General features: G+C 66.7%; 18 protein-coding genes, 1 pseudogene and 1 other annotated feature. Of the genes and pseudogenes, 14 read left to right on the top strand and 5 right to left on the bottom strand.

The annotated features are described in order from the left end of the window. Positions 1 to 18 precede the first annotated feature (18 nt). Complete coding sequence (locus PG2T_RS06595) at positions 19 to 2289, top strand: helicase-related protein (protein ID WP_068803642.1); 2271 nt, start codon at positions 19 to 21, stop codon at positions 2287 to 2289. A gap of 289 nt (positions 2290 to 2578) precedes the next feature. On the opposite strand, the gene PG2T_RS06590 is transcribed toward PG2T_RS06595, so the two are convergent. Then, positions 2579 to 3010 carry a MerR family transcriptional regulator gene (locus tag PG2T_RS06590; RefSeq protein ID WP_068803640.1) on the bottom strand — a complete coding sequence of 144 codons (432 nt, stop codon included), beginning with the start codon at positions 3008 to 3010 and terminating at the stop codon, positions 2579 to 2581. A gap of 85 nt (positions 3011 to 3095) precedes the next feature. Here PG2T_RS06590 and PG2T_RS06585 point away from each other — a divergent pair, with 85 nt between their 5' ends. From PG2T_RS06585 to PG2T_RS06565, 5 genes are all read left to right on the top strand, one after another. After that, positions 3096 to 5060, top strand: a complete 1965-nt coding sequence (locus PG2T_RS06585) for a cytochrome c/FTR1 family iron permease (RefSeq protein ID WP_068803638.1) — start codon at positions 3096 to 3098, stop codon at positions 5058 to 5060. Positions 5061 to 5071: 11 nt separating this feature from the next. Continuing rightward, positions 5072 to 5344 carry a cation efflux transmembrane domain-containing protein gene (locus PG2T_RS16430; RefSeq protein WP_068803636.1) on the top strand — a complete coding sequence of 91 codons (273 nt, stop codon included), beginning with the start codon at positions 5072 to 5074 and terminating at the stop codon, positions 5342 to 5344. Continuing rightward, entirely contained in the window at positions 5310 to 5549 is a 240-nt protein-coding gene (locus PG2T_RS16425; RefSeq protein ID WP_202816448.1) for a hypothetical protein, read from the top strand. The genes PG2T_RS16430 and PG2T_RS16425 overlap by 35 nt, the downstream gene beginning before the upstream one ends. Before the next feature lie 278 nt (positions 5550 to 5827). Continuing rightward, the gene (locus tag PG2T_RS06570) at positions 5828 to 6235 is read left to right on the top strand and encodes a DUF3703 domain-containing protein (RefSeq protein WP_158513159.1); all 408 of its coding nucleotides are present in this window, start codon (positions 5828 to 5830) and stop codon (positions 6233 to 6235) included. Next, positions 6235 to 6852 (top strand): cation efflux transmembrane domain-containing protein, encoded by a 618-nt coding sequence (locus PG2T_RS06565; RefSeq protein WP_068803632.1) that lies wholly within the window; start codon positions 6235 to 6237, stop codon positions 6850 to 6852. Before PG2T_RS06570 ends, PG2T_RS06565 begins: the two co-directional genes overlap by 1 nt. Before the next feature lie 19 nt (positions 6853 to 6871). Here the strand turns inward: PG2T_RS06565 and PG2T_RS16985 are convergent. Further along, positions 6872 to 7054, bottom strand: a pseudogene (locus tag PG2T_RS16985) (hypothetical protein); the annotation flags it as partial. Positions 7055 to 7165: 111 nt separating this feature from the next. Between PG2T_RS16985 and pilL2 the strand changes: the two are divergent. The 8 genes from pilL2 to PG2T_RS06520 all read left to right on the top strand — a co-directional run bounded on the left by pilL2 (position 7166) and on the right by PG2T_RS06520 (position 14431). Further along, entirely contained in the window at positions 7166 to 7714 is a 549-nt protein-coding gene (gene pilL2, locus PG2T_RS06560; protein ID WP_068803630.1) for a PFGI-1 class ICE element type IV pilus protein PilL2, read from the top strand. Beyond that, complete coding sequence (locus tag PG2T_RS06555; protein WP_068803628.1) at positions 7711 to 8358, top strand: hypothetical protein; 648 nt, start codon at positions 7711 to 7713, stop codon at positions 8356 to 8358. The genes pilL2 and PG2T_RS06555 overlap by 4 nt, the downstream gene beginning before the upstream one ends. 9 nt (positions 8359 to 8367) lie before the next feature. After that, positions 8368 to 9087, top strand: a complete 720-nt coding sequence (locus tag PG2T_RS06550) for a TIGR03759 family integrating conjugative element protein (protein ID WP_068803626.1) — start codon at positions 8368 to 8370, stop codon at positions 9085 to 9087. Further along, entirely contained in the window at positions 9072 to 9692 is a 621-nt protein-coding gene (locus tag PG2T_RS06545; protein WP_068803624.1) for a lysozyme family protein, read from the top strand. The genes PG2T_RS06550 and PG2T_RS06545 overlap by 16 nt, the downstream gene beginning before the upstream one ends. Continuing rightward, positions 9689 to 10207 carry an integrating conjugative element protein gene (locus tag PG2T_RS06540; RefSeq protein WP_068803622.1) on the top strand — a complete coding sequence of 173 codons (519 nt, stop codon included), beginning with the start codon at positions 9689 to 9691 and terminating at the stop codon, positions 10205 to 10207. The genes PG2T_RS06545 and PG2T_RS06540 overlap by 4 nt, the downstream gene beginning before the upstream one ends. A gap of 8 nt (positions 10208 to 10215) precedes the next feature. Beyond that, positions 10216 to 12372 carry a type IV conjugative transfer system coupling protein TraD gene (gene traD, locus PG2T_RS06535; RefSeq protein WP_068803620.1) on the top strand — a complete coding sequence of 719 codons (2157 nt, stop codon included), beginning with the start codon at positions 10216 to 10218 and terminating at the stop codon, positions 12370 to 12372. Next, positions 12369 to 13118, top strand: a complete 750-nt coding sequence (locus tag PG2T_RS06530; RefSeq protein ID WP_068803619.1) for a TIGR03747 family integrating conjugative element membrane protein — start codon at positions 12369 to 12371, stop codon at positions 13116 to 13118. Before traD ends, PG2T_RS06530 begins: the two co-directional genes overlap by 4 nt. Before the next feature lie 93 nt (positions 13119 to 13211). Beyond that, positions 13212 to 14431 (top strand): IS3 family transposase gene (locus tag PG2T_RS06520; protein ID WP_145931024.1). Its coding sequence is split into 2 segments (ribosomal slippage): positions 13212 to 13497 and positions 13497 to 14431, totalling 1221 coding nucleotides; the frame shifts between segments, so codons are not numbered across the junction. Next, positions 13490 to 13606 (top strand) — a sequence feature (AL1L pseudoknot). It overlaps the preceding gene by 117 nt. Position 14432: 1 nt before the next feature. Here PG2T_RS06520 and PG2T_RS06515 read toward each other — a convergent pair. Genes PG2T_RS06515 through PG2T_RS06505 form a run of 3 tightly spaced genes read right to left on the bottom strand, consistent with a single transcriptional unit; the run spans position 14433 to position 18658 of the window. Next, positions 14433 to 15845 (bottom strand): UvrD-helicase domain-containing protein, encoded by a 1413-nt coding sequence (locus PG2T_RS06515; protein ID WP_068803615.1) that lies wholly within the window; start codon positions 15843 to 15845, stop codon positions 14433 to 14435. Continuing rightward, the gene (locus PG2T_RS06510; protein ID WP_068803613.1) at positions 15832 to 17565 is read right to left on the bottom strand and encodes an ATP-dependent nuclease; all 1734 of its coding nucleotides are present in this window, start codon (positions 17563 to 17565) and stop codon (positions 15832 to 15834) included. Before PG2T_RS06510 ends, PG2T_RS06515 begins: the two co-directional genes overlap by 14 nt. 37 nt (positions 17566 to 17602) lie before the next feature. After that, positions 17603 to 18658 (bottom strand): DUF3800 domain-containing protein, encoded by a 1056-nt coding sequence (locus PG2T_RS06505; protein ID WP_068803611.1) that lies wholly within the window; start codon positions 18656 to 18658, stop codon positions 17603 to 17605. Positions 18659 to 18695 lie beyond the last annotated feature (37 nt).

Raw genomic sequence — 18695 nt, 5'->3', positions numbered from 1 at the left:
TTTCTCAGGAGCATCACCATGTCCCTCGATCTCGATACTGTTCCCGATACCGCCGCGCACGGCGATCTGCCCGAAGCGGCTGCTTCTCCTCTTACGATCAGCCTGCAGGACTTCGTTTCGCAGTTCGGCGACGAGTTGCTCGATTCCCTCAACCGCGCCAACCCGCCGGTCTACACCGGCCAACCGCGGCCGCATCGCCAGGTCATCCTGGCCGGCCTGAAGCGGCAGTTGTTTCCCGCCCAGGCCGAAGTGGTCCATGCCGTCACCGCGCTGTTGGTCGATCGCGGGGAACGTAGCGCCGTCGTCAATGGCGAGATGGGCTGCGGCAAAACGACCGTCGGCATCGCCACGGCCGCCGTGCTCAACGCCGAAGGCTATCGCCGTACCCTGGTCCTCTCGCCACCCCACCTGGTCTACAAGTGGCGGCGCGAAATCCAGGAGACGGTGGCCGGCGCCAAGGTCTGGGTGCTCAACGGCCCGGACACCCTGGTCAAGCTCATCAAGCTGCGCGAGCAGTTGGGTGTTCCGCCCCAGGGCCAGGAGTTCTTCGTCCTCGGGCGTGTGCGCATGCGCATGGGTTTTCACTGGAAGCCGGTGTTCGCGCAGCATCGCACCCGTCACGGTGACGTGGGGGCGTGCCCGCATTGCGGGACCGTCATCACCGATCTCGACGGCGAGCCGATCAATCCCATCGAACTCGAAGCGGAGGAAACCCGCCGCAAGTGCGGCCGCTGCGCCTCCGCACTGTGGACGCTGATTCGTCCCAGGGGGCTGTCCGCCAGCGACCAGTCCTCGGCCGTGCTCAAGGCCCTGAAGCGTATTCCCACCATCGGCGAAGTCACCGCGCAGAAGCTGATGCAGAAGTTCGGCGACGCCTTCCTCGCGTCGATGCTCGGGGACAACATCCACGAGTTCATCAACCTGATGGACGGCAATGGCGAGCTGGTCTTCTCGGACCGGCAAGCCCATCGCATGGAACGTGCGATGGCCAACATGGAGTTCGGCTTCGGAGAAGGCGGCTACCAGCCTTCGGAGTACGTCAAACGCTATCTGCCGCAAGGCACGTTCGACCTGCTCATCGCCGACGAGGCGCACGAGTACAAAAACGCGGGTTCCGCCCAGGGACAAGCGATGGGCGTGCTGGCCTCGAAGGTACGCAAGACGCTGCTGCTGACCGGCACCTTGATGGGCGGGTACGGCGACGACCTGTTCCACCTGCTGTTCCGAGCCCTGCCGGGGCGGATGATCGAAGACGGATACCGGCCGACCAAGAGCGGCAGCATGACCTCGGCCGCGATGGCGTTCATGCGCGATCACGGCGTGCTCAAGGACATCTACTCCGAGAGCACCGGCACGGCGCACAAGACGGCCAGGGGCACCAAGGTATCGGTGCGCACGGTCAAGGCGCCGGGCTTCGGCCCGAAGGGCGTGCTGCGCTGCGTCCTGCCGTTCACGGTCTTCCTCAAGTTGAAGGACATCGGCGGCAACGTGCTGCCGCCCTACGACGAGGAGTTCCGCGAAGTCGCGATGGACGCGGCGCAAGCTGCGGCCTACCGCGATCTGGCGGGTCGCCTGACCCAGGAGCTGAAGCAGGCCCTGGCGAAGCGCGACACGACGCTGCTCGGTGTGGTCCTCAACGTGCTGCTGGCCTGGCCGGACTGCTGCTTCCGGTCGGAAACGGTGGTGCATCCGCGCACGCGCAACACCTTGGCGTTCGTGCCGGCTCAGTTCAACGAGCTGGAGGTGATGCCCAAGGAGCGCGAGCTGATCGAGATCTGCCGGCAGGAGAAGGCAGAAGGTCGCAAGACCCTGGTCTATTCGGTCTACACCGGCACGCGCGACACCACGTCGCGTTTGAAGGTGCTGCTGGAGCAGGAAGGCTTCAAGGTGGCGGTGCTGCGCGCGAGCGTGGATGCCTCCCGCCGTGAGGACTGGATCGCCGAGCAGTTGGACCGTGGCATCGACGTGCTCATCACCAATCCCGAGCTGGTGAAAACCGGCCTGGACCTGTTGGAGTTCCCGACCATCGTGTTCCTCCAGTCGGGCTATAACGTGTATTCGTTGCAGCAGGCCGCCCGGCGCTCATGGCGCATCGGCCAGAAGCAGCCGGTGCGCGTGGTCTACCTCGGCTATGCCAACTCCTCGCAGATGACCTGCCTGGGGTTGATGGCCAAGAAGATCATGGTGTCGCAGAGCACATCGGGCGACGTGCCCGAATCCGGACTCGATATCCTGAACCAGGACGGCGACTCGGTGGAGGTGGCACTGGCCCGGCAGTTGGTGCATTGAGCGTTGCTGGACTTGGCGGCCCTTCCGGGGGCCGCTTCTTTCTTCAGCAAAGCCCGCGGGCTTTTCGTTCGTACGCCCGGCAGGGCGCACTCACCCGGAGGTGAAAGTCCTCTACTCACCCGGCAAGGGTGTTCACCGCGAGGTGAAATCTGAAGGAAGCCGAAGGCAGAACGCTGTCCGGCGCTGCTGGCAAGTGACCGCCCCCATTCGACCTTGAAATGCCGCAGCGCGGAGGCATAGCTGCGCTGAGTGTTCACTCGGGTGGCGGCCTCCAGACATTGCGCGATCGTCATGCGCAGGCCCCCGGACCGCTGCAACCCGATCTCTCACCGCCGCTCTGCTTCAGAGCCCCCAGGATCGTGCAGGTACCGCGTTCGCCGCCGGCGCATTGGGCGATGACCCGTTCCAGTTCCGCCGCCATGCGCTGCAACTCCGTGACGCGGCACTGAATATCGGACAGATGGCTGCGCGCGATCGCATCCACATCGCTGCAGCTCATCGACGGATCGTCGTCCAAGCGCAGCAGGCTGCGGATTTCCTCGAGGCTGAACCCTAGATTGCGGCCGCGGCTGATGAAGTGCAGGCGATCGACGTCGGTCGGGCTGTAGGCCCGATAGCCGCTGGCCGTGCGCGCCGGTCGCGGCATGAGCCCGACGCGCTCGTAGTAACGAATGGTTTCCAAGTGGCAGCCGCTCGCGGCTGCCGCGTCACTGATTTTCATTCGCATCCCCTTGACTCTGTAGCTGCTACGGACGTTACGCTGACATTTTCGTCGGTGCAAACCGGTCTTTCCGGATGTCGTCTGTATGCCGTGGCTCGCTGCCCTGATGCGTTTTTGCCTGTTCTCCATCCTCTCGGGGCTGGCGCCAGCGGGCGCGGCCGAGCCTGCGGCGGCGGACCCGCGCCAAACCTGGCAGATGCTCGACTACATCGCAGTGGACTATGCCGGCGCGGTGCAGGCTGGCCGGATCGCCGACGCCGGCGAATACGCCGAGATGCAGGAGTTCGCCACCGCGGTGCGGTCCCAGTTGGCGGCACTGCCGGTTACGCCGGAACAGCCGGTGCTGCAGGCAGAGGCCGACCGGCTGGGTGCGGCGATCGCCGCCAAGGCCGAGCCCGCGCAGGTCGCGTCGCTCGCCCGCCAACTGGCCGACGGTCTGCTTGCGAATTACCCGATCGGCGCGGTACCGGCCTCGCCACCCAGCCCGGCCCGAGCGGCTCCCCTGTATGCCCAACAATGCGCGGCCTGCCACGGCTCAACGGGGCACGGCGATGGTCCAGCGGCCGCCGGCCTCGACCCGCCGCCGATCGCATTCACCGACGCCGACCGCGCCGCGCAGCGCACACCACTGGCCCTGTACGAGGTGATCTCACAGGGAGTCGCTGGCACGGCCATGGCGGGGTTTCCGCAGTTGTCCGAAGCCGACCGCTGGGCACTCGCTTTCTATGTCGGCGGCATGGCGTATTCGCCCCAAATTCGCCGCGCCGGAGAGACGCGGTGGCGGCAAAACGCCCAACTGCGCGACCAGATCCCGACGCCGGAGGTGCTCACCCGCACCCGCGAAGCCGAGTTGGCCCGAACGGTGGGCGCCACGCAAGCCCGGGAGTTGTTGGCATATGTGCGATCGCAACCGCAGGCGATCACGGAGGCGTCTGGCCAAGCCGCGGCGCCCCTGGCACTGGCGCGGCAGCGCCTGGCCGTCAGTCTGCGCGCCTACATCTCCGGCGATGCGGCAGGGGCGCAGTCGCTGGCACTGTCGGCATATCTGGATGGCATCGAGCCCGTCGAGCCCACGTTGGCCACGCGCGATGCTCCCCTGCTGCGCGAGCTGGAAACGGCGATGGCCCAGTTCCGCGCGCAGATCGGGCGCCGTGAACCGGCCGCCGCGGTGTCGGCGCAAGCCGAGGTGGTCACCGCGTTGTTCGATCGTGCCGAGGCCGTGCTGCAGGCCACGCACACGGATCCCGTGACGGCCTTCCTCGGAAGCTTCACCATCCTGCTGCGCGAGGGTCTGGAAGCGCTGCTGATCGTGATCGGCATGATCGCGTTCCTGCGCAAGGCCGAACGCCAGGAAGTGCTGCCCTACGTGCATGCCGGCTGGGTGGTCGCCCTGCTGGCTGGTGCCGCGACCTGGGCGGTGGCGACTTATCTGGTCGACATCAGCGGCGCCAACCGCGAGGTCACCGAGGGTGTGTCGGGGCTGTTCGCCGCCGCGGTGCTGCTCAGCGTGGGCATCTGGATGCACGGCAAGAGCCTGGCGGGGCGCTGGCAGCAGTACCTGCACGCCAGGGTGTCGGCGGCACTGACGCGTCGCTCGGCGATCTTCCTGTTCCTGCTGGCCTTCGTCGCGGTCTATCGCGAGGTCTTCGAGACCATGCTGTTCTATATCGCGATGTGGAGTCCCGCCGCCGCTACCGCAATCGTGGCGGGTCTGGTGGCGGGCATCGTGGTACTGGCTGGTGTGGCGTACTGGCTGCTGCGCATAAGCAGGCGCCTCCCGATCAGCCGCTTCTTTTCGGTCAGTTCGATCCTGATCGCCGTGCTGGCGGTGGTGCTGGTCGGCAAGGGCGTGGCGGCGCTGCAGGAGGCCGGCTGGGTGCCACAAGCGTTGATCGCCGTGCCGCGTATCGAGTGGCTCGGTGTCTATCCGTCTTGGCAATCGTTGCTGGCGCAATTGTTAGTGGCGACGGTGGCGATCGTCTGCTTCATCGTCAACACGCGCTCTGCGCAGGTGCTGGCGCATGCGGTCAAGCCAACGAAGTTGAAATAAGGGAGCCGAGCATGAGCGGATGCAACTGCGATCACACAGCCACATCGCTGAGCCGGAACAGCGACAACGCCCGTCGCCGGGTGCTGTGGATCGTGCTAGCGATCAATGTGCTGCTGTTTGCCGGCGAGTTCGGCGCGGGTTGGTGGGCCGATTCGAGTGCATTGCAGGCCGACTCGCTCGACAGCCTCGGTGACGCGCTGGTGTACGCCCTGAGTCTGTGGGTCATCGGCGGGAGCCTGCGCCAGCGCAGTGGCGCAGTCTTCCTCAAACGATCTGGTCAATGACCCCGGCGTGATCGTCGCGGCCGGCCTAGTCGCCTGGCTCGACAGCGCCTGGCCGGATCTCGTCATCGGCGCGCTGATCGCCGTGCTGTTCCTGCAGACGGCCACGCACGTGCTGACAGGCGCATGGCGCGACTGGCATGCGACGCCCGACGCGATCCCGCGTGACGCAGGCGCGAAACGGTGCAATGTTCGAGAAGGAACCTGACATGCAACTTGACCAATGGATCCGATACGGCAGCTACCCTGCGGTGATGCTGCCAACGGTCGGCGCGGCCGGTGCGGCCGGTGCGGCCGGTGCGGTCGCGTACGGCGCGCTGCCGGCATGGCCCACGCTGGCGGCGATAGCGGCGGTGGGCATCGCCATCGTCGCGCTGCTCGAACGGCTGCAGCCCTACGAGCGCGACTGGCTGCGCGATCACGGCGACCTGCGCGCCGATGTCCTGCACGGCCTGGCCAATCTGGCGCTGCTGGCCGGCCGATGCCGTGGGTCTGCGCGAAGAAACGATGCCGCTCGGCTATGCCGCGCAATTGCTGTGGCCGTTCGCAACGCCAGCCGACGCCCGAAAGCGGGCTTTCGCCGGGCGCTTGGCCGAGGGATATCGCACGCTCCATGCCGGCCAAGCCGAGCATGCCTACACGTTGTTCGAGCAAGCCCATGTCCTGGCGCAGTCGCGCACGAACGCCCACGTGCGCAGCCATTGGGCATTCCTGCGCTGGGGCCTCCGCTTTGGTGATCGGCGTGAGATGGTCGGCCAGGTCCCACGCCTGCTAGCCGCTGCGCTGTTCACCTGGTTGTGCATGCCCCGGGGCAACACGGGCGGGGCTCGTGTCGGCGCGCTGCGCATCATGCCCATTTCTCCCGAACTGCGCCCGTATCTGGAGAACACTTGATGAGCGATTGCGGCTGCCACCACGAGGCGAAGAACGCGCAGGAGCAGCGCGTACTGCGTATCGCATTAGCGCTCAATGCCGCGATGGCCATCATCGGCGGCATAGCCGGTTGGATTGCGCAATCCACGGGCCTGCTTGCCGATGCACTGGACATGCTGTCCGACGCCACCGCGTATGCGATCGGCTTGATTGCCATCGGCCGGACCACCCGCTTCAAAGCCAACGCCGCGTGGCTGAGCGGCAGCGTGCTGCTGGTGTTGGGCCTCGGCGTGCTGGTGGAAGTGGGCAGACGAGTGATCCACGGCGCCGAGCCACTCAGCGGCTGGATGATCGGCACGGCGCTACTGTCGCTGGCGGTCAACGTGACCGTGCTGCGCATGCTCTCGCCCTTGAAGTCGGGCGAAGTACATTTGCGCGCGACCTGGCTGTTCACCCGCGCCGACGTCGTGGCCAACTTCGGTGTCATCCTCGCCGGCATCCTGGTGCTCTGGCTCGGCTCGCCATACCCCGACTTCTTCATCGGCACGCTGATCGGCCTGTACGTGATCAAGGAAGCCGTCGAAATCCTCGGCGATGCCCGCCAGGCCCGCACCGAATCGACCCCGCCGACCGCATGAGCTCTCGCTGTTTCAGGCGTCATTGGCGTCGTTGTCGCCATTGGCCTCTTGGCGATGATTCGATGACAGCTGTCTTCCGTCTATGTGAGAAAGAACGTTGCCCTGCCTCCCGCCGAGCTACCAGCCCCGGCAGCACTTTCCAGCCGCTATAGATCCATCGTCGCAGTTCCCGCCCAGCAGCGAGCCAGTCATGCTGGCTGATTGATATGTGCCCCTCCCTTGGGAAATGGGGCGCCGCGCGTTTCGGATTTCCGGCATCCCGCGCAGCACGTTTCTGCAAAGGTGAAGGCATCCCGCCACCGTGGGGTGCCACATGCCGCCGTCTTTGCCTCGTTTCCTCTGCATCTTCGCCGTGCTTGGCGGCCTGCTGTCCGGCTGCACGACGACACCGGCCACCCCTGACCACATAGAAGCGCCGCCCGCCGAGCCAGCTTCGGAGCAGCGACTGGTACCCGTGGCCCGCTACGGCCGCTACACGCTGGTCGAGCTGGTGCCGGAGCCCGCGCAGCGTGATCTCTTGCAGCAGGCGGTGGAGGTCTCGATTCCGCCCATGCTCGATGCCAGCGTGGGCGATGCCATGCGCCACGTGTTACTGCGCTCCGGCTACCGGCTCTGCGATGCGCCCGAGGCCGCCACGCTCTACGCGCTGCCGCTGCCTGCCGCACACCTGCGCCTGGGTCCGCTGATGCTGTGCGATGCCTTGCTGACCCTTGCCGGCCCCGCCTGGGAGCTGTCGGTGGATGACGTCACCCGCCAGGTCTGCTTCAGCCGGCACGGTGCTCCCACCTTCCTTTCCGCCAACCCGCCCGGCGCCGCCACGCCCGTGCCGGACGTCGACCGGCCCGAGGAGATGCAGCCATGACCTTTCCCCAGGCGCCATCCGAGCGCAATTCCCGCACGCGTTGGCTCAAGGTCGCCGCGGCCTTCTGGCTGCTGCTCATCAGTGCCGTGGCACTCATCAACAGCGTCGGCCTGTCGCGGCTCGCTGAGCAGACCCAGGGCAGCGCACAGGATGCGCAGGTCAATGCGCTGGCCCTGCGCGTGGCCGATCTCGAACGACAGACCGATGCGGACAAGCGCCGGCCGGCGCCGATCAGCCAGGCCGAATTCGCCACCGCGCGGCAGGCGCTGGACGAACGGATGACGCGCCTCGAAGCGGCCGACCAGACGAGGGCCCTGGCCGTCGACCTGCAGACGCTGCAGGCGCGCGTGAACGGAATCGAGACCCGCCTGGAGAAGACCCGGCAGATGGCATCAGCCGCTCGCCCGAGTGCTCCGGTTGCGACGAAGCCCAAGGTGCCGGAGCCGCCGTTCCGGGTGCTCGGCGTGGAGCTGCGGGGAGGCGAGCGCTTTCTGTCGATCACCTCCACCGCCGCGGCCTCGCTCGCGGGCGCCCGGCTGCTGCGCGAGGGCGATGTCGAGGGCGACTGGCAACTGCAGTCCATCGAGGCGCAGGCGGGCGTGTTCCAGGTGAACGGCGAGACGCAGCGCATCGCGGTGCCGTAGGAGGTCGCCATGAACCTGCGGTCGTTGCTCGCTGCCGTCGTCCTGTTCGCCGCTTTCGGCGCATCCGCCCAGCCGGCCGCGGTGACGAACTCGCGCATGGTGCCCGCCCAGGTGCAGCCGGGCGCGGATGCCGCGCTCGACGAGAGGCAGGCGCGTGAGTGGGGGCTTCGCTCCGAGGAGTGGGCGCGTTACCGGCAACTGATGCAGGGGCCGCTCGGGGTCTATTCGCCCCGGCTCGATCCGCTCACGGCGCTGGGCATCGAGGCCCGCAGCGAGGAGGAGCGCAGGCGCTACGCCGAACTCCAGGTGCAGGCCGAGGCCCGGCGCGTCGGCAAGACGCTGGCCTACCAGCGGGCCTATGACGCGGCGTGGCAGCGCCTGTTTCCCGGCCAGCCGCGCGTGAGCCTTCCCGGCGCCAAGGTGCCGGGTGCCGGCAACACCGGCTCCGGGCGCCTGGCGGTCTTCGTCAAGGCCGACTGCGCACCGTGCGCGCAGCGCGTGCGGCAGTTGCAGGCGGCCGGCACGGCCTTCGACCTCTACATGGTCGGCAGCCGTCAGGACGACGCGCGCATCCGGCAGTGGGCCACCCGGGCGGGCATCGACACCGCCAGGGTGCGCGCCCGCACCATCACGCTCAACCACGATGCGGGGCGCTGGCTGTCGCTCGGCCTGCCCGGCGAGCTGCCGGCCGTGGTGCGCGAGGTGAACGGCCAATGGCAGCGGCAATAGGTGCTCCGGGCCGGGAGCGTCGGCCGTCCCGCGTCGCCATCCGCTGCGCCAGCGCCGTGCTGCTGCTCACCACCGGCGGCTGGGCGTTGGCCGCCCTGGCGCGGGAAGTCCCGCCGCCGGCCTATCAACTGGCGGCGCATCGTGCAGACGTGCCGGCGGCGGTGCTGTACGCGGTGGCCTTGCAGGAGAGCGGCGCCATGCTGCGCGGGCGCCTGATCCCCTGGCCGTGGACGCTCAACGTCGCCGGCACACCGCAGCGCTATGCCACCCGCGCCGAGGCCTGCGCGGGGCTGCACCGTGCGTTCGCCCACACGCCGGCCAATCGCATCGACGCCGGCCTTGGCCAAGTCAATCTCGGCTACCACACGCATCGCTACACGCAGCCCTGCGATCTGCTGGACCCGTACCGCAACCTCGCCATCGCTGCGGAAATCCTGCGCGAACAGCACACGCCGGGCGAGGACTGGCTGCTTGCCATCGGCCGCTACCACCGGCCCGCCGGCGGGGCACCCGCGGCGCGCTACCGGCGCAGTGTGCATCGGCACCTGACCCGCGTGATCGACCCCGGCGTTCCCGTTCCAACCCTCCAGGCCACCACGCCATGAACCACACCGTCCTCATCGCCGCCATCGGGCTGCTGTCCACGACCACCGTCTCCGCGCCGCTGATCGTCGTCGAAGACCGCGGCGGCGACTCCGCGCTGCCGTACTACCAGTCGCTGAATCCTCAGCCGGATCAGGCCACGCCGCCGGCCCCGATGCCAGCCCTTCGCGCGGGCAACGCGGCCGACGCCGAAGCCGCCATGCTGCCGGTGTGCTCGACGCAACTGTCGCCGGGCGAGGTGCAGCGCCGCGTCATCCGGGCGCCGGGCCTGACGGCGCTGTTCCTGATCGGCGACGACGAGCGTTCGCGCGCCTGGCTGCGGCAGCGGCAGGCGGCGCTGCGAGAGCTGCAGGCCGTGGGCCTGGTGGTCAACGTGGAGTCGATGGCCGCGCTGACGGCGCTGCGCAGGCTGGCTCCCGGCCTGACCCTCTCGCCGGCCTCCGGCGACGACCTGGGCCAGCGCCTGGGCCTGCGCCACTACCCGGTGCTCATCACGTCCACCGGCATCGAGCAGTAGGTGCGCAAATGGCCCAACCGCATGCGGTCGAGGTGCTGCTGCGGCCAGCGGTGGAGCTTCATACCGTGGCGGTCTGCACCGGCGCCGCGATTCTGTGCCTGGTGGCACCGTGGTCGCTCGCGCTGAATCCGCTGCTCGGCCTGGGCTCGGCACTGGCCTTCCTGACCTTCGGCGCGATTCGCCTGCGCGATGCCTGGGCGATCCTGCGCTATCGCCGCAACATCCGCCGCCTGCCGCGCTACGTGATGACCAGCCGCGACGTGCCGGTGAGTCAGCAACGGCTGTTCGTCGGCCGTGGCTTTCGCTGGGAGCAGCGGCATACGCACCGGCTGATGCAGACCTACCGGCCGGAGTTCCGCCGCTATGTCGAGCCGACGGCGATCCACCGGGCCGCACGGCGGCTGGAGGAACGGCTTGAGTTCGCGCCGTTTCCGGTCTCGAAGCTGGCGCGCGCGCTGGCCTGGGACAGCCCGCTAAACCCGGCGCGGCCGCTGCCGCCCGTCGGCGGAATGCCGCGCCTGCATGGCATCGAGCCGCATGAGGTCGATGTCACCCTGCCGCTGGGCGAACGGGTCGGCCATTCGCTGGTGCTGGGCACCACGCGCGTGGGCAAGACGCGGCTGGCCGAGTTGTTCATCACGCAAGACATCCGCCGCAAGGTCCGCGGCGAGCACGAGGTGGTGATCGTCTTCGACCCCAAGGGCGATGCGGACCTGCTCAAGCGCGTGTACGTGGAAGCCAGGCGCGCCGGGCGCGAAGGCGAGTTCTACGTCTTCCATCTGGGCTGGCCGGACATCTCGGCGCGCTACAACGCCGTCGGCCGGTTCGGGCGGATCTCCGAGGTGGCCACGCGCATCGCCGGACAGCTCTCGGGCGAAGGCAACAGCGCCGCGTTCCGCGAATTCGCCTGGCGCTTCGTCAACATCATCGCGCGCGCCCTGGTCGAGCTGGGGCAGCGGCCGGACTACCTGCTGATCCAGCGCCACGTCATCAACATCGACGCGCTGTTCATCGAGTACGCCCAGCACTACTTCGCCAAGAGCGAGCCGAAGGCCTGGGAGGTCATCGTCCAGCTCGAAGCCAGGCTGAACGACAAGAACATCCCGCGCAACATGATCGGGCGCGAGAAGCGCGTGGTGGCCCTCGAACAGTACCTGTCCCAGGTGCGCATCTATGACCCGGTGCTCGACGGCCTGCGCAGCGCCGTGCGCTACGACCGGACGTACTTCGACAAGATCGTCGCTTCGCTGCTGCCGCTGCTGGAGAAGCTCACCACCGGCAAGATCGCGCAACTGCTTGCACCGAACTATTCCGACCTGTCCGACCGGCGGCCGATCTTCGACTGGATGCAGGTCATCCGCAAACGCGCGGTGGTCTACGTGGGGCTGGATGCTCTGTCCGACGCCGAAGTCGCGGCGGCGGTGGGCAACTCGATGTTCAGCGACCTGGTCTCGGTCGCCGGCCACATCTACAAGTTCGGCATCGACGACGGGCTACCCGGCGCAACGGTGGGCGCCAGGATCCCGATCAACGTCCACGCCGACGAATTCAATGAACTCATGGGCGACGAGTTCATCCCGATGGTCAACAAGGGCGGCGGTGCCGGCGTGCAGGTGACGGCCTACACGCAGACGCTCAGCGACATCGAAGCGCGCATCGGCAACCGCGCCAAGGCCGGCCAGGTGGTCGGCAACTTCAACAATCTATTCATGCTGCGCGTGCGCGAGACCGCCACCGCCGAACTGCTGACGCGACAACTGCCCAAGGTCGATGTCCATGCCACCGCGATCATGAGCGGCGCCACCGACAGCTCCGACCCGCACGGCAATACCGCGTTCACGTCCAACACCCAGGACCGCATCAGCAGCAACAGCGTGCCGCTGATCGAGCCCGCGCATGTGGTGGCGCTGCCCAAGGGGCAGTGCTTCGCGCTGACCGAGGGCGGCAACCTCTGGAAAGTCCGCATGCCGCTGCCGGCGCCCGACCCCGACGAAGCCATGCCGAAGGATCTGCAGGAGCTGGCCGGCTACATGCGACAGCACTACGTCGAGGCGGGAGACTGGTGGGAGAACCAGGGCATCCCCGGCCTGCAGGACAAGGCGCTGCCCGACGACCTGCTGGACGACTTCAAGCAGATGGCCGCGGCTGAAGAGGCCGATGCATGAGCGATCCGGCCGTCGCGGCCCAGCGCCAGCAGCAACGACAGCAGGGGCTGATCGCCGGCCTGGTCACGCTGCCGTTCCGCTTCTTCGGCGTGCTGTGCGGCGCGCTGCTGCTGTGCATCCTGATCGAATGCGTCGGCATGCACTTCTTCTGGCCCGAGCAGGGCTGGCGCCACGCGCAGGGCATGCTGCACCACGAGCTGGATCAGCTCTCCACGCATTTCACGCGCAGCGCGCTGGTGCAGGAGCCGGGGCGCACCGCGCTCCGGCTGGTCGCGCAGGGCTACGACTGGCTGTTCGTGCGCAGCGGTCTGCTGGACTGGATACGCGACGCCTCGACGCAGGCCAGCGCCGGCAGCCACCGCCCGACCAAGGATTTCCGCCACTACATCGGCTTGGTCTACGTGAACGTGGAGAGCTACCTGATCGCCTCGGCCTACACGACGCTGGTCTTCCTCGTGCGGCTGCTGGTGCTCTGCCTGACCCTGCCGCTGTTCCTGATGGCCGCCTTCGTCGGGCTGGTCGACGGCCTGGTGCGCCGGGACATCCGCCGCTTCGGCGCGGGACGCGAGTCGGGGTTCATCTATCACCGCGCCAGGGCCAGCCTGATCCCGCTGGCCGTACTGCCGTGGGTGACTTACCTGGCACTGCCGGTCAGCGTGAACCCGCTGCTGATCCTGCTGCCCAGCGCCACATTGCTCGGCGTGGCGGTGTGCATTGCGGCGGCGACGTTCAAGAAGTATCTCTAGCCGATCACGGAACTGGCGCTACACACTACGAGCTTCATCGACCTGAACCGCCCCGGCTTTCCCGGAGGCTCATTCCCTTGAGAGGATAGAGCCATGAGAAAGTCAGCGAAGTTTTCCCCTGAGGTACAGGAGCGAGCAGTCCGGATGGTGCTGGAGCACCAGGGCGAGCACGGTTCGCAGTGGGCGGCGATCAGTTCGATCAGTGCCAAGTTCGGCTGTACGGCCGAGACGCTGCGGCGCTGGGTGCGACAGGCGGAGCGTGACCGGGGCCTGCGGCCTGGCACCACGACCGCCGAGGCCGAGCGCCTGAAGCAGCTGGAGCGCGAGAACCGCGAGTTGCGACAGGCCAACGAGATCCTGCGCAAGGCCAGCGCGTATTTTGCCCAGGCGGAGCTCGACCGCCGGTTCAAGCCATGACGGCGTTCATCGACGAACACCGCGACGTCTACGGGGTCGAGCCGATCTGCAAGGTGCTGCCGATCGCTCCGTCGACGTACTACACGCAGGCGGCGCGGCGCGCCGATCCGCAGCTGCGGCCGAATCGCGCCTGGCGAGACGATGTCTTGTGCCAGGAGGTCCGCCGGGTCTGGGATGAGAACCAGCAGGTTTACGGCGTGCGCAAGGTCTGGAAACAGCTGCGTCGGGAGGGTTATCAGGTGGCGCGCTGCACGGTGGAGCGGCTGATGCGGCGGCTTGGACTGCGGGGCGTGATCCGCGGCAGGACAGTCAAGACCACGGTCAGCGACAAGGCCACGCCGTGCCCGCTGGACAAGGTCAACCGGCAGTTCCGCGCCGAGCGCCCGAACGCGCTGTGGGTCAGCGACTTCACCTACGTCTCGACCTGGCAGGGCTTCGTCTACGTGGCGTTCGTGATCGACGTGTACGCCCGCCGGATTGTGGGCTGGAAGGTGTCCAGTTCGGCGCGCACCGACTTCGTCCTGGATGCGCTGGAGCAAGCCCTGCACGCGCGCCGACCGACGCAAGGCGGGCTGATCCACCACAGCGACCGCGGCGTGCAGTACGTGTCGATCCGCTACACCGAGCGGCTGGCCGAGGCCGGCATTGAACCCTCGGTCGGTAGCGTCGGCGACTCCTACGACAACGCCTTGGCCGAGACGATCAACGGGCTGTACAAGGCCGAAGTCATCCATCGGCGGTCCTGGCGGACCCCGCAGGACGTCGAACTGGCCACGCTCGATTGGGTGGACTGGTTCAACCACAAGCGCTTGCTGGGGCCGATCGGCGACATCCCCCCGGCCGAAGCCGAAGCGAACTACTATCAGCAGACCTGCGAGCTCGCCACGGCGGCGTGACTCACACCAACGAGTCTCCGGGGTTACCGGGGCGGTTCAACCCCCTGGTCATGGCGACGTAGAGGTTCTGTGCGCTCATATCCTCGACATTCAGCACCACCGCCACTTCCGCTTCCAGCCCCTTGAGCAACAGCGTGCTGCCGACCGCGCGTTTTGGTAGCGGGCGCCCCAACAGCCGGTTCTCTTCCCGCACGCGCCGGGCCGCTTCTGCCAGAGGGACGGTCCCCGACGAGGCTTCTCGGAGCGCCTTGAGCGCGCCGTAGAGGATGGTCGGCCGATGCACACGCACGTTCGGCAGTGCCCTCAGTTCCGACAACAAGGCGGTGGCCGTAGCGAGAGAGGGCGCGCGCCCGAACGCCAGTGCGCGGCTTTCCGCCTCGTTCGGAGGATTCCTTGCAGTTCCCTTTGCCAACGACTCCAGGCGCCGCGTCAACTCCGCCACGCCCACATTGGTCATGACGCTCTGCGCCAGCGCCAGTAACTGCGCGAGGGCATTCGGTGTCCCCGCATCAAAGTTGCTGGCGAAGGCGATGAGGTCTTGCAGATCGACGGCCTCGACCGTCGAAGCGCCCGGCGTCTGGCTCGCAAAGTTCTGCTGAGCTGTTCGGTTGCGGCTATCGGCGATGATGAGCACGCGCCCGTCAGCGGTTGGCGATGCCGTCCTCGCAGCGGCTAGGCGCTGAGCATGGTCGTTGGGCGGTACGGCCTCCCTCCAGATCACATGCTCCGGTGGCCCACTACGTAGATCCACCGACTGCCCCGCCGCCAACAACCGGCGAGCCTCCAGCAACCATTGTCCCAGCGCTTCCGCGCCGGCGTTGCGCCATCGCCAGGGCGTTGCCAGTTCCCCGACGACAGGAAAATGCGCGCACACGTGCTGGTTCCAGTCGGCCAGCGCATTGCCCCGGAACCCGAAGATCGCCTGCATGGGGTCGCCCAGCACGCAGGTCGGCAAGATCAACGAGAGGAAATAGACGATGTAGTGCTGAGGCACCAAACAATCCTGGTACTCATCCACGATCAGATGCACGTATGAGGCTTTCAGCACCTCACTGACGTGCCCGGCTTGCAGCAGCTTCCAGGCGGCGTCGCGGATTGCCGGGTAGTCCCGCGAAGGTGCAGCCAGCCGCAGAATCTCCGGATCGTGGGCGCTGCGGCTGGGAAAGGTCGAGATGAGCCGGATGGCCCAGCCATCGATCGTGCTCAATCGATAGGCGCTGGCTGGTACACCGGCGCGGTCCAGCCGGCCACGCAGGGCCGCGACCCCGGCGTTCGTGTGTGTCAGCACGAGGATGGGCTTGTTGCCCCGATGACCCGCAAGCGCGTGGGCAATCAACTGTGTCTTGCCGCAGCCGGCCGGTGCGGTGACCGTTCCGCGTTCGATTGCACGAAGGTCGATTTCAACGTGGTCCATCAGCGGCCCACCCGAATACCTGGTCCATCAGCGCACGGAAGCCCTGATCGCAAAGATGCAGGTCCGGTGCAACGATGGTCCTCGCCACATCCTCCATCCACGAGATTTGCTTGAACCAGCCAGCCTTTCGGATGCGCGCTGCCTGACCAAGGATGGCCCTGCGTTCGGCCGACAGGAGGCCGGTGTTCTGGATTTCGTCCCAGATCTGCTGGAAGGTGAGCGTGTTGTTCGAGACAGTGCGCAGGTGTTCGACGATCAGGTCGCCATGCAATTCGTTGGCGTAGCCGATCAGCCTCTGGCAGGCAGCCGGCGTGAGACTGCCGAACAGTTCGTCCTCCAGCGCCCGACCCGCTCGGTAGGCAACGACGGCGCCACCGTTCTGGACAAATGCCTGCTCGATAGCAGGTGTGGGCTTCTTGTCGTCGTCGCGCAGCACCATCACCCGGTAGCCCAGAGACTGGAACGCTGCAGCGCGGGCATATGGTCGGTCCGGCTCCCCGCCACCGCAGTCAATGAGGGCCACACCCAATGCAGCCAGTGACGCATTCCCCTGGTCAAGCCTGTACAAGTCTAGGCCGCGCAACAGGCCGATCTCGCTGGCTCCCTCGCACACGACCACGGAACCAGCCAAGAAGGCCTCGGGATAGAGGCGGATCGTGCTCTGGATATCATTGTCGCCGCCGACCAAGCGAACCTCGTGGCCCTGGGGACCACGGCGCAGCACGAAGAGCTGGCCGCCCGACAGTTCTCTCAGCGCCACGGGTGAGTGGGTAGTGAGGAACACCTGCAGCGGAGCAGCGGCCTCCTTGGCACCGAGGGAGCCCAGGAACCGCGCGATGCGGTGCGGCTCCAGCCCGTACTCCAGTTCGTCCGAGAGCACGATCGACGCCTGACCGGCCGCCTTGCGCTGCAGGCCGGCGACAAGCAGACGCGTGGAACCGACGCCCAGGCTGCGAAGGGGGATGCCGCTTTCGTTGTGTAGGGAGATGGTACCGCCACCGAACGACACCGAATGCGAATCCAGCAGCGCCTTGGCCTTGGCGCCGATGTTGACGCCCAGCTCCTGAGCAGCGGTGGTGACGATCCCCAGCGCTTCTCCCAACTGTTGTTCGGCCTGGTCTCCGAAGGCACTGCGCGCATCCCTTGCGGCCTGGACCAGAGCGGCTGAAGCGTCGGCTCGCTCCTCCGAGATGCGGTTCAGTACGGAGCCGCGCTGCCATCCCAAGTGGAAGTCCGCCAGTGCACCGATGCGAGTGGGCGCCAGGGCGACGCGATCCTTCCATGCGAGCGTCTTGACGATGCCTTGCTGTGCGGCGCGGTCGGAGACAAGGGTCCACGAGGGCTCCAGGTCACTGGCGACCGTCAGGTTCAGGCAGAGCACAACCTCCACGCCGGCCGAGGGTTCGTCCTCGACGACGCCAGTGTTGGCGTGGTATCCGCGCAGAAATGCACCGAAGCCCTCCAGCGTCCTCATGCTGTCATCAAGGTCGCCGAGCGTCAGCGTGATGCTGATTGGGATCGTGATGTCCAGGCCGAAGAAGTCCGCATCCGAGAACTGGACATTGCGCCTGGCCCCCAGGCATAGATCGATCGCGTCCAGTACCGTGGACTTGCCACTGTCACCCGGGCCGATCAGGCAGTTGATGCCAGGCGTCGGGCACCAGGCCAGCAGCTGGATGCCGCGGAAGTTGGCGATCTCGATTTTTCTGATCCTTGCCATGCGCTGTCTCTTCAGTGGTCTGCGTCTCGTGATGGCCTCACGAAGGTTTCGTGCCGAAGTGCTTGGCGAAATAGTCGATCATCTGTGCCGCCTGCGTGCCTTGCCGAAATTCTTTCTGCTCAGTGAAGTCGATCGACGGCACCAAGTGGATGAACTGATCATCCGCATACAGCGACATCACCGCCTGCGGCTCCAGCAACGGCGGGCGCAGGCCCGTCAGTCCGTTGGCGGCCTCAATGGCAGCGCCGATCATGACGTCGGCGACCTGCACCGCTGAACTGGCCTTCGAGTCGACCTGACTGACGGAAGACAGCTTGAGGGGGAACTGGATGCTCGCGATCTGGGTCTGCCTGAACTCGACCCCGTGCTGGTGGTCGATGTAGCGCTGGAGCAGGTCGTGATAGACAAGCAGGTTCTTCGACTGGTCATGTTCGACCCGATACGCTCCATCAGCCATCAGCTCCATCCGGCTGATTAGGGCCTGCAACACTACGATCGCCGCATCGGTCGTGACGCCAGGGGTGGCGATGGCAGACAGACATTCTGGTGATGCCTGCACCAGCGGCACCAGAGCCTCGGGCAACTCGCGCCAATTGAGGCGACTGGCCGCCAACACAAGCTCACGCAGGGCATCCTCGGTTTTCTCCTTGACTGCGCGCTGGAAAGCGATCAGTAAGGCCTCGAATGCCTCCTTGCCAAGCAAGGTTGGACCGGCGGTGTAGAGCAGCGAAGCCAGCGAGTAGTTCTGGCCATCCTCATAGACGTCCAGTCCGCGCTCGTAGTAGAAGGGTTCGACGGCGTAATCCAGGAACATCAACAGCAGCAGGAAGCGCTTGTCGCAGACGTAGGTCACACACTTATGTCGGGACAGCACGAGGCGCTGCAGGTCTAAGAGTGGCTGTCGGTAGCTGGGGCGGCGCGCGAGTGACCGGTACTTGAGTTCGGGCGCCTGCAGTTTGGGGAAATGCTCTCGGATCAGGCGTGCTGCTTCGTCATCGCTGATCGCGATTGCCGTGGCGCCTTGAAAGCGTTGTTCCGGGTTTAGCAGATCGAAACCTGTGTAGCCGCTCTCGTCAATCCGGAAGCACTCCATTTTTAGTTCCCCCGTGAGATGGTGCCAACGGAGATCG

The sequence above is a fragment of the Immundisolibacter cernigliae genome, assembly GCF_001697225.1.
In the GTDB taxonomy this organism is placed as follows: Bacteria; Pseudomonadota; Gammaproteobacteria; order Immundisolibacterales; family Immundisolibacteraceae; genus Immundisolibacter; species Immundisolibacter cernigliae.
Note: the sequence above shows the minus strand (reverse complement) of the source record. Positions and strands in the feature narration are given on the sequence as shown.

Excerpts from the sequence above, each read along its gene's own strand:
- PG2T_RS06530 (WP_068803619.1), top strand. The coding sequence starts at position 12,369 with ATGAGCGATCCGGCCGTCGCGGCCCAGCGCCAGCAGCAACGACAGCAG.
- PG2T_RS06590 (WP_068803640.1), bottom strand. The coding sequence starts at position 3,010 with ATGAAAATCAGTGACGCGGCAGCCGCGAGCGGCTGCCACTTGGAAACC.
- PG2T_RS06545 (WP_068803624.1), top strand. The coding sequence starts at position 9,072 with ATGGCAGCGGCAATAGGTGCTCCGGGCCGGGAGCGTCGGCCGTCCCGC.
- PG2T_RS06510 (WP_068803613.1), bottom strand. The coding sequence starts at position 17,565 with ATGGCAAGGATCAGAAAAATCGAGATCGCCAACTTCCGCGGCATCCAG.
- PG2T_RS06585 (WP_068803638.1), top strand. The coding sequence starts at position 3,096 with ATGCCGTGGCTCGCTGCCCTGATGCGTTTTTGCCTGTTCTCCATCCTC.
- PG2T_RS06595 (WP_068803642.1), top strand. The coding sequence starts at position 19 with ATGTCCCTCGATCTCGATACTGTTCCCGATACCGCCGCGCACGGCGAT.
- PG2T_RS06540 (WP_068803622.1), top strand. The coding sequence starts at position 9,689 with ATGAACCACACCGTCCTCATCGCCGCCATCGGGCTGCTGTCCACGACC.
- PG2T_RS16430 (WP_068803636.1), top strand. The coding sequence starts at position 5,072 with ATGAGCGGATGCAACTGCGATCACACAGCCACATCGCTGAGCCGGAAC.
- PG2T_RS06565 (WP_068803632.1), top strand. The coding sequence starts at position 6,235 with ATGAGCGATTGCGGCTGCCACCACGAGGCGAAGAACGCGCAGGAGCAG.
- PG2T_RS06555 (WP_068803628.1), top strand. The coding sequence starts at position 7,711 with ATGACCTTTCCCCAGGCGCCATCCGAGCGCAATTCCCGCACGCGTTGG.
- PG2T_RS06515 (WP_068803615.1), bottom strand. The coding sequence starts at position 15,845 with ATGGACCACGTTGAAATCGACCTTCGTGCAATCGAACGCGGAACGGTC.
- PG2T_RS06550 (WP_068803626.1), top strand. The coding sequence starts at position 8,368 with ATGAACCTGCGGTCGTTGCTCGCTGCCGTCGTCCTGTTCGCCGCTTTC.
- pilL2 (WP_068803630.1), top strand. The coding sequence starts at position 7,166 with ATGCCGCCGTCTTTGCCTCGTTTCCTCTGCATCTTCGCCGTGCTTGGC.
- PG2T_RS06505 (WP_068803611.1), bottom strand. The coding sequence starts at position 18,658 with ATGGAGTGCTTCCGGATTGACGAGAGCGGCTACACAGGTTTCGATCTG.
- traD (WP_068803620.1), top strand. The coding sequence starts at position 10,216 with ATGGCCCAACCGCATGCGGTCGAGGTGCTGCTGCGGCCAGCGGTGGAG.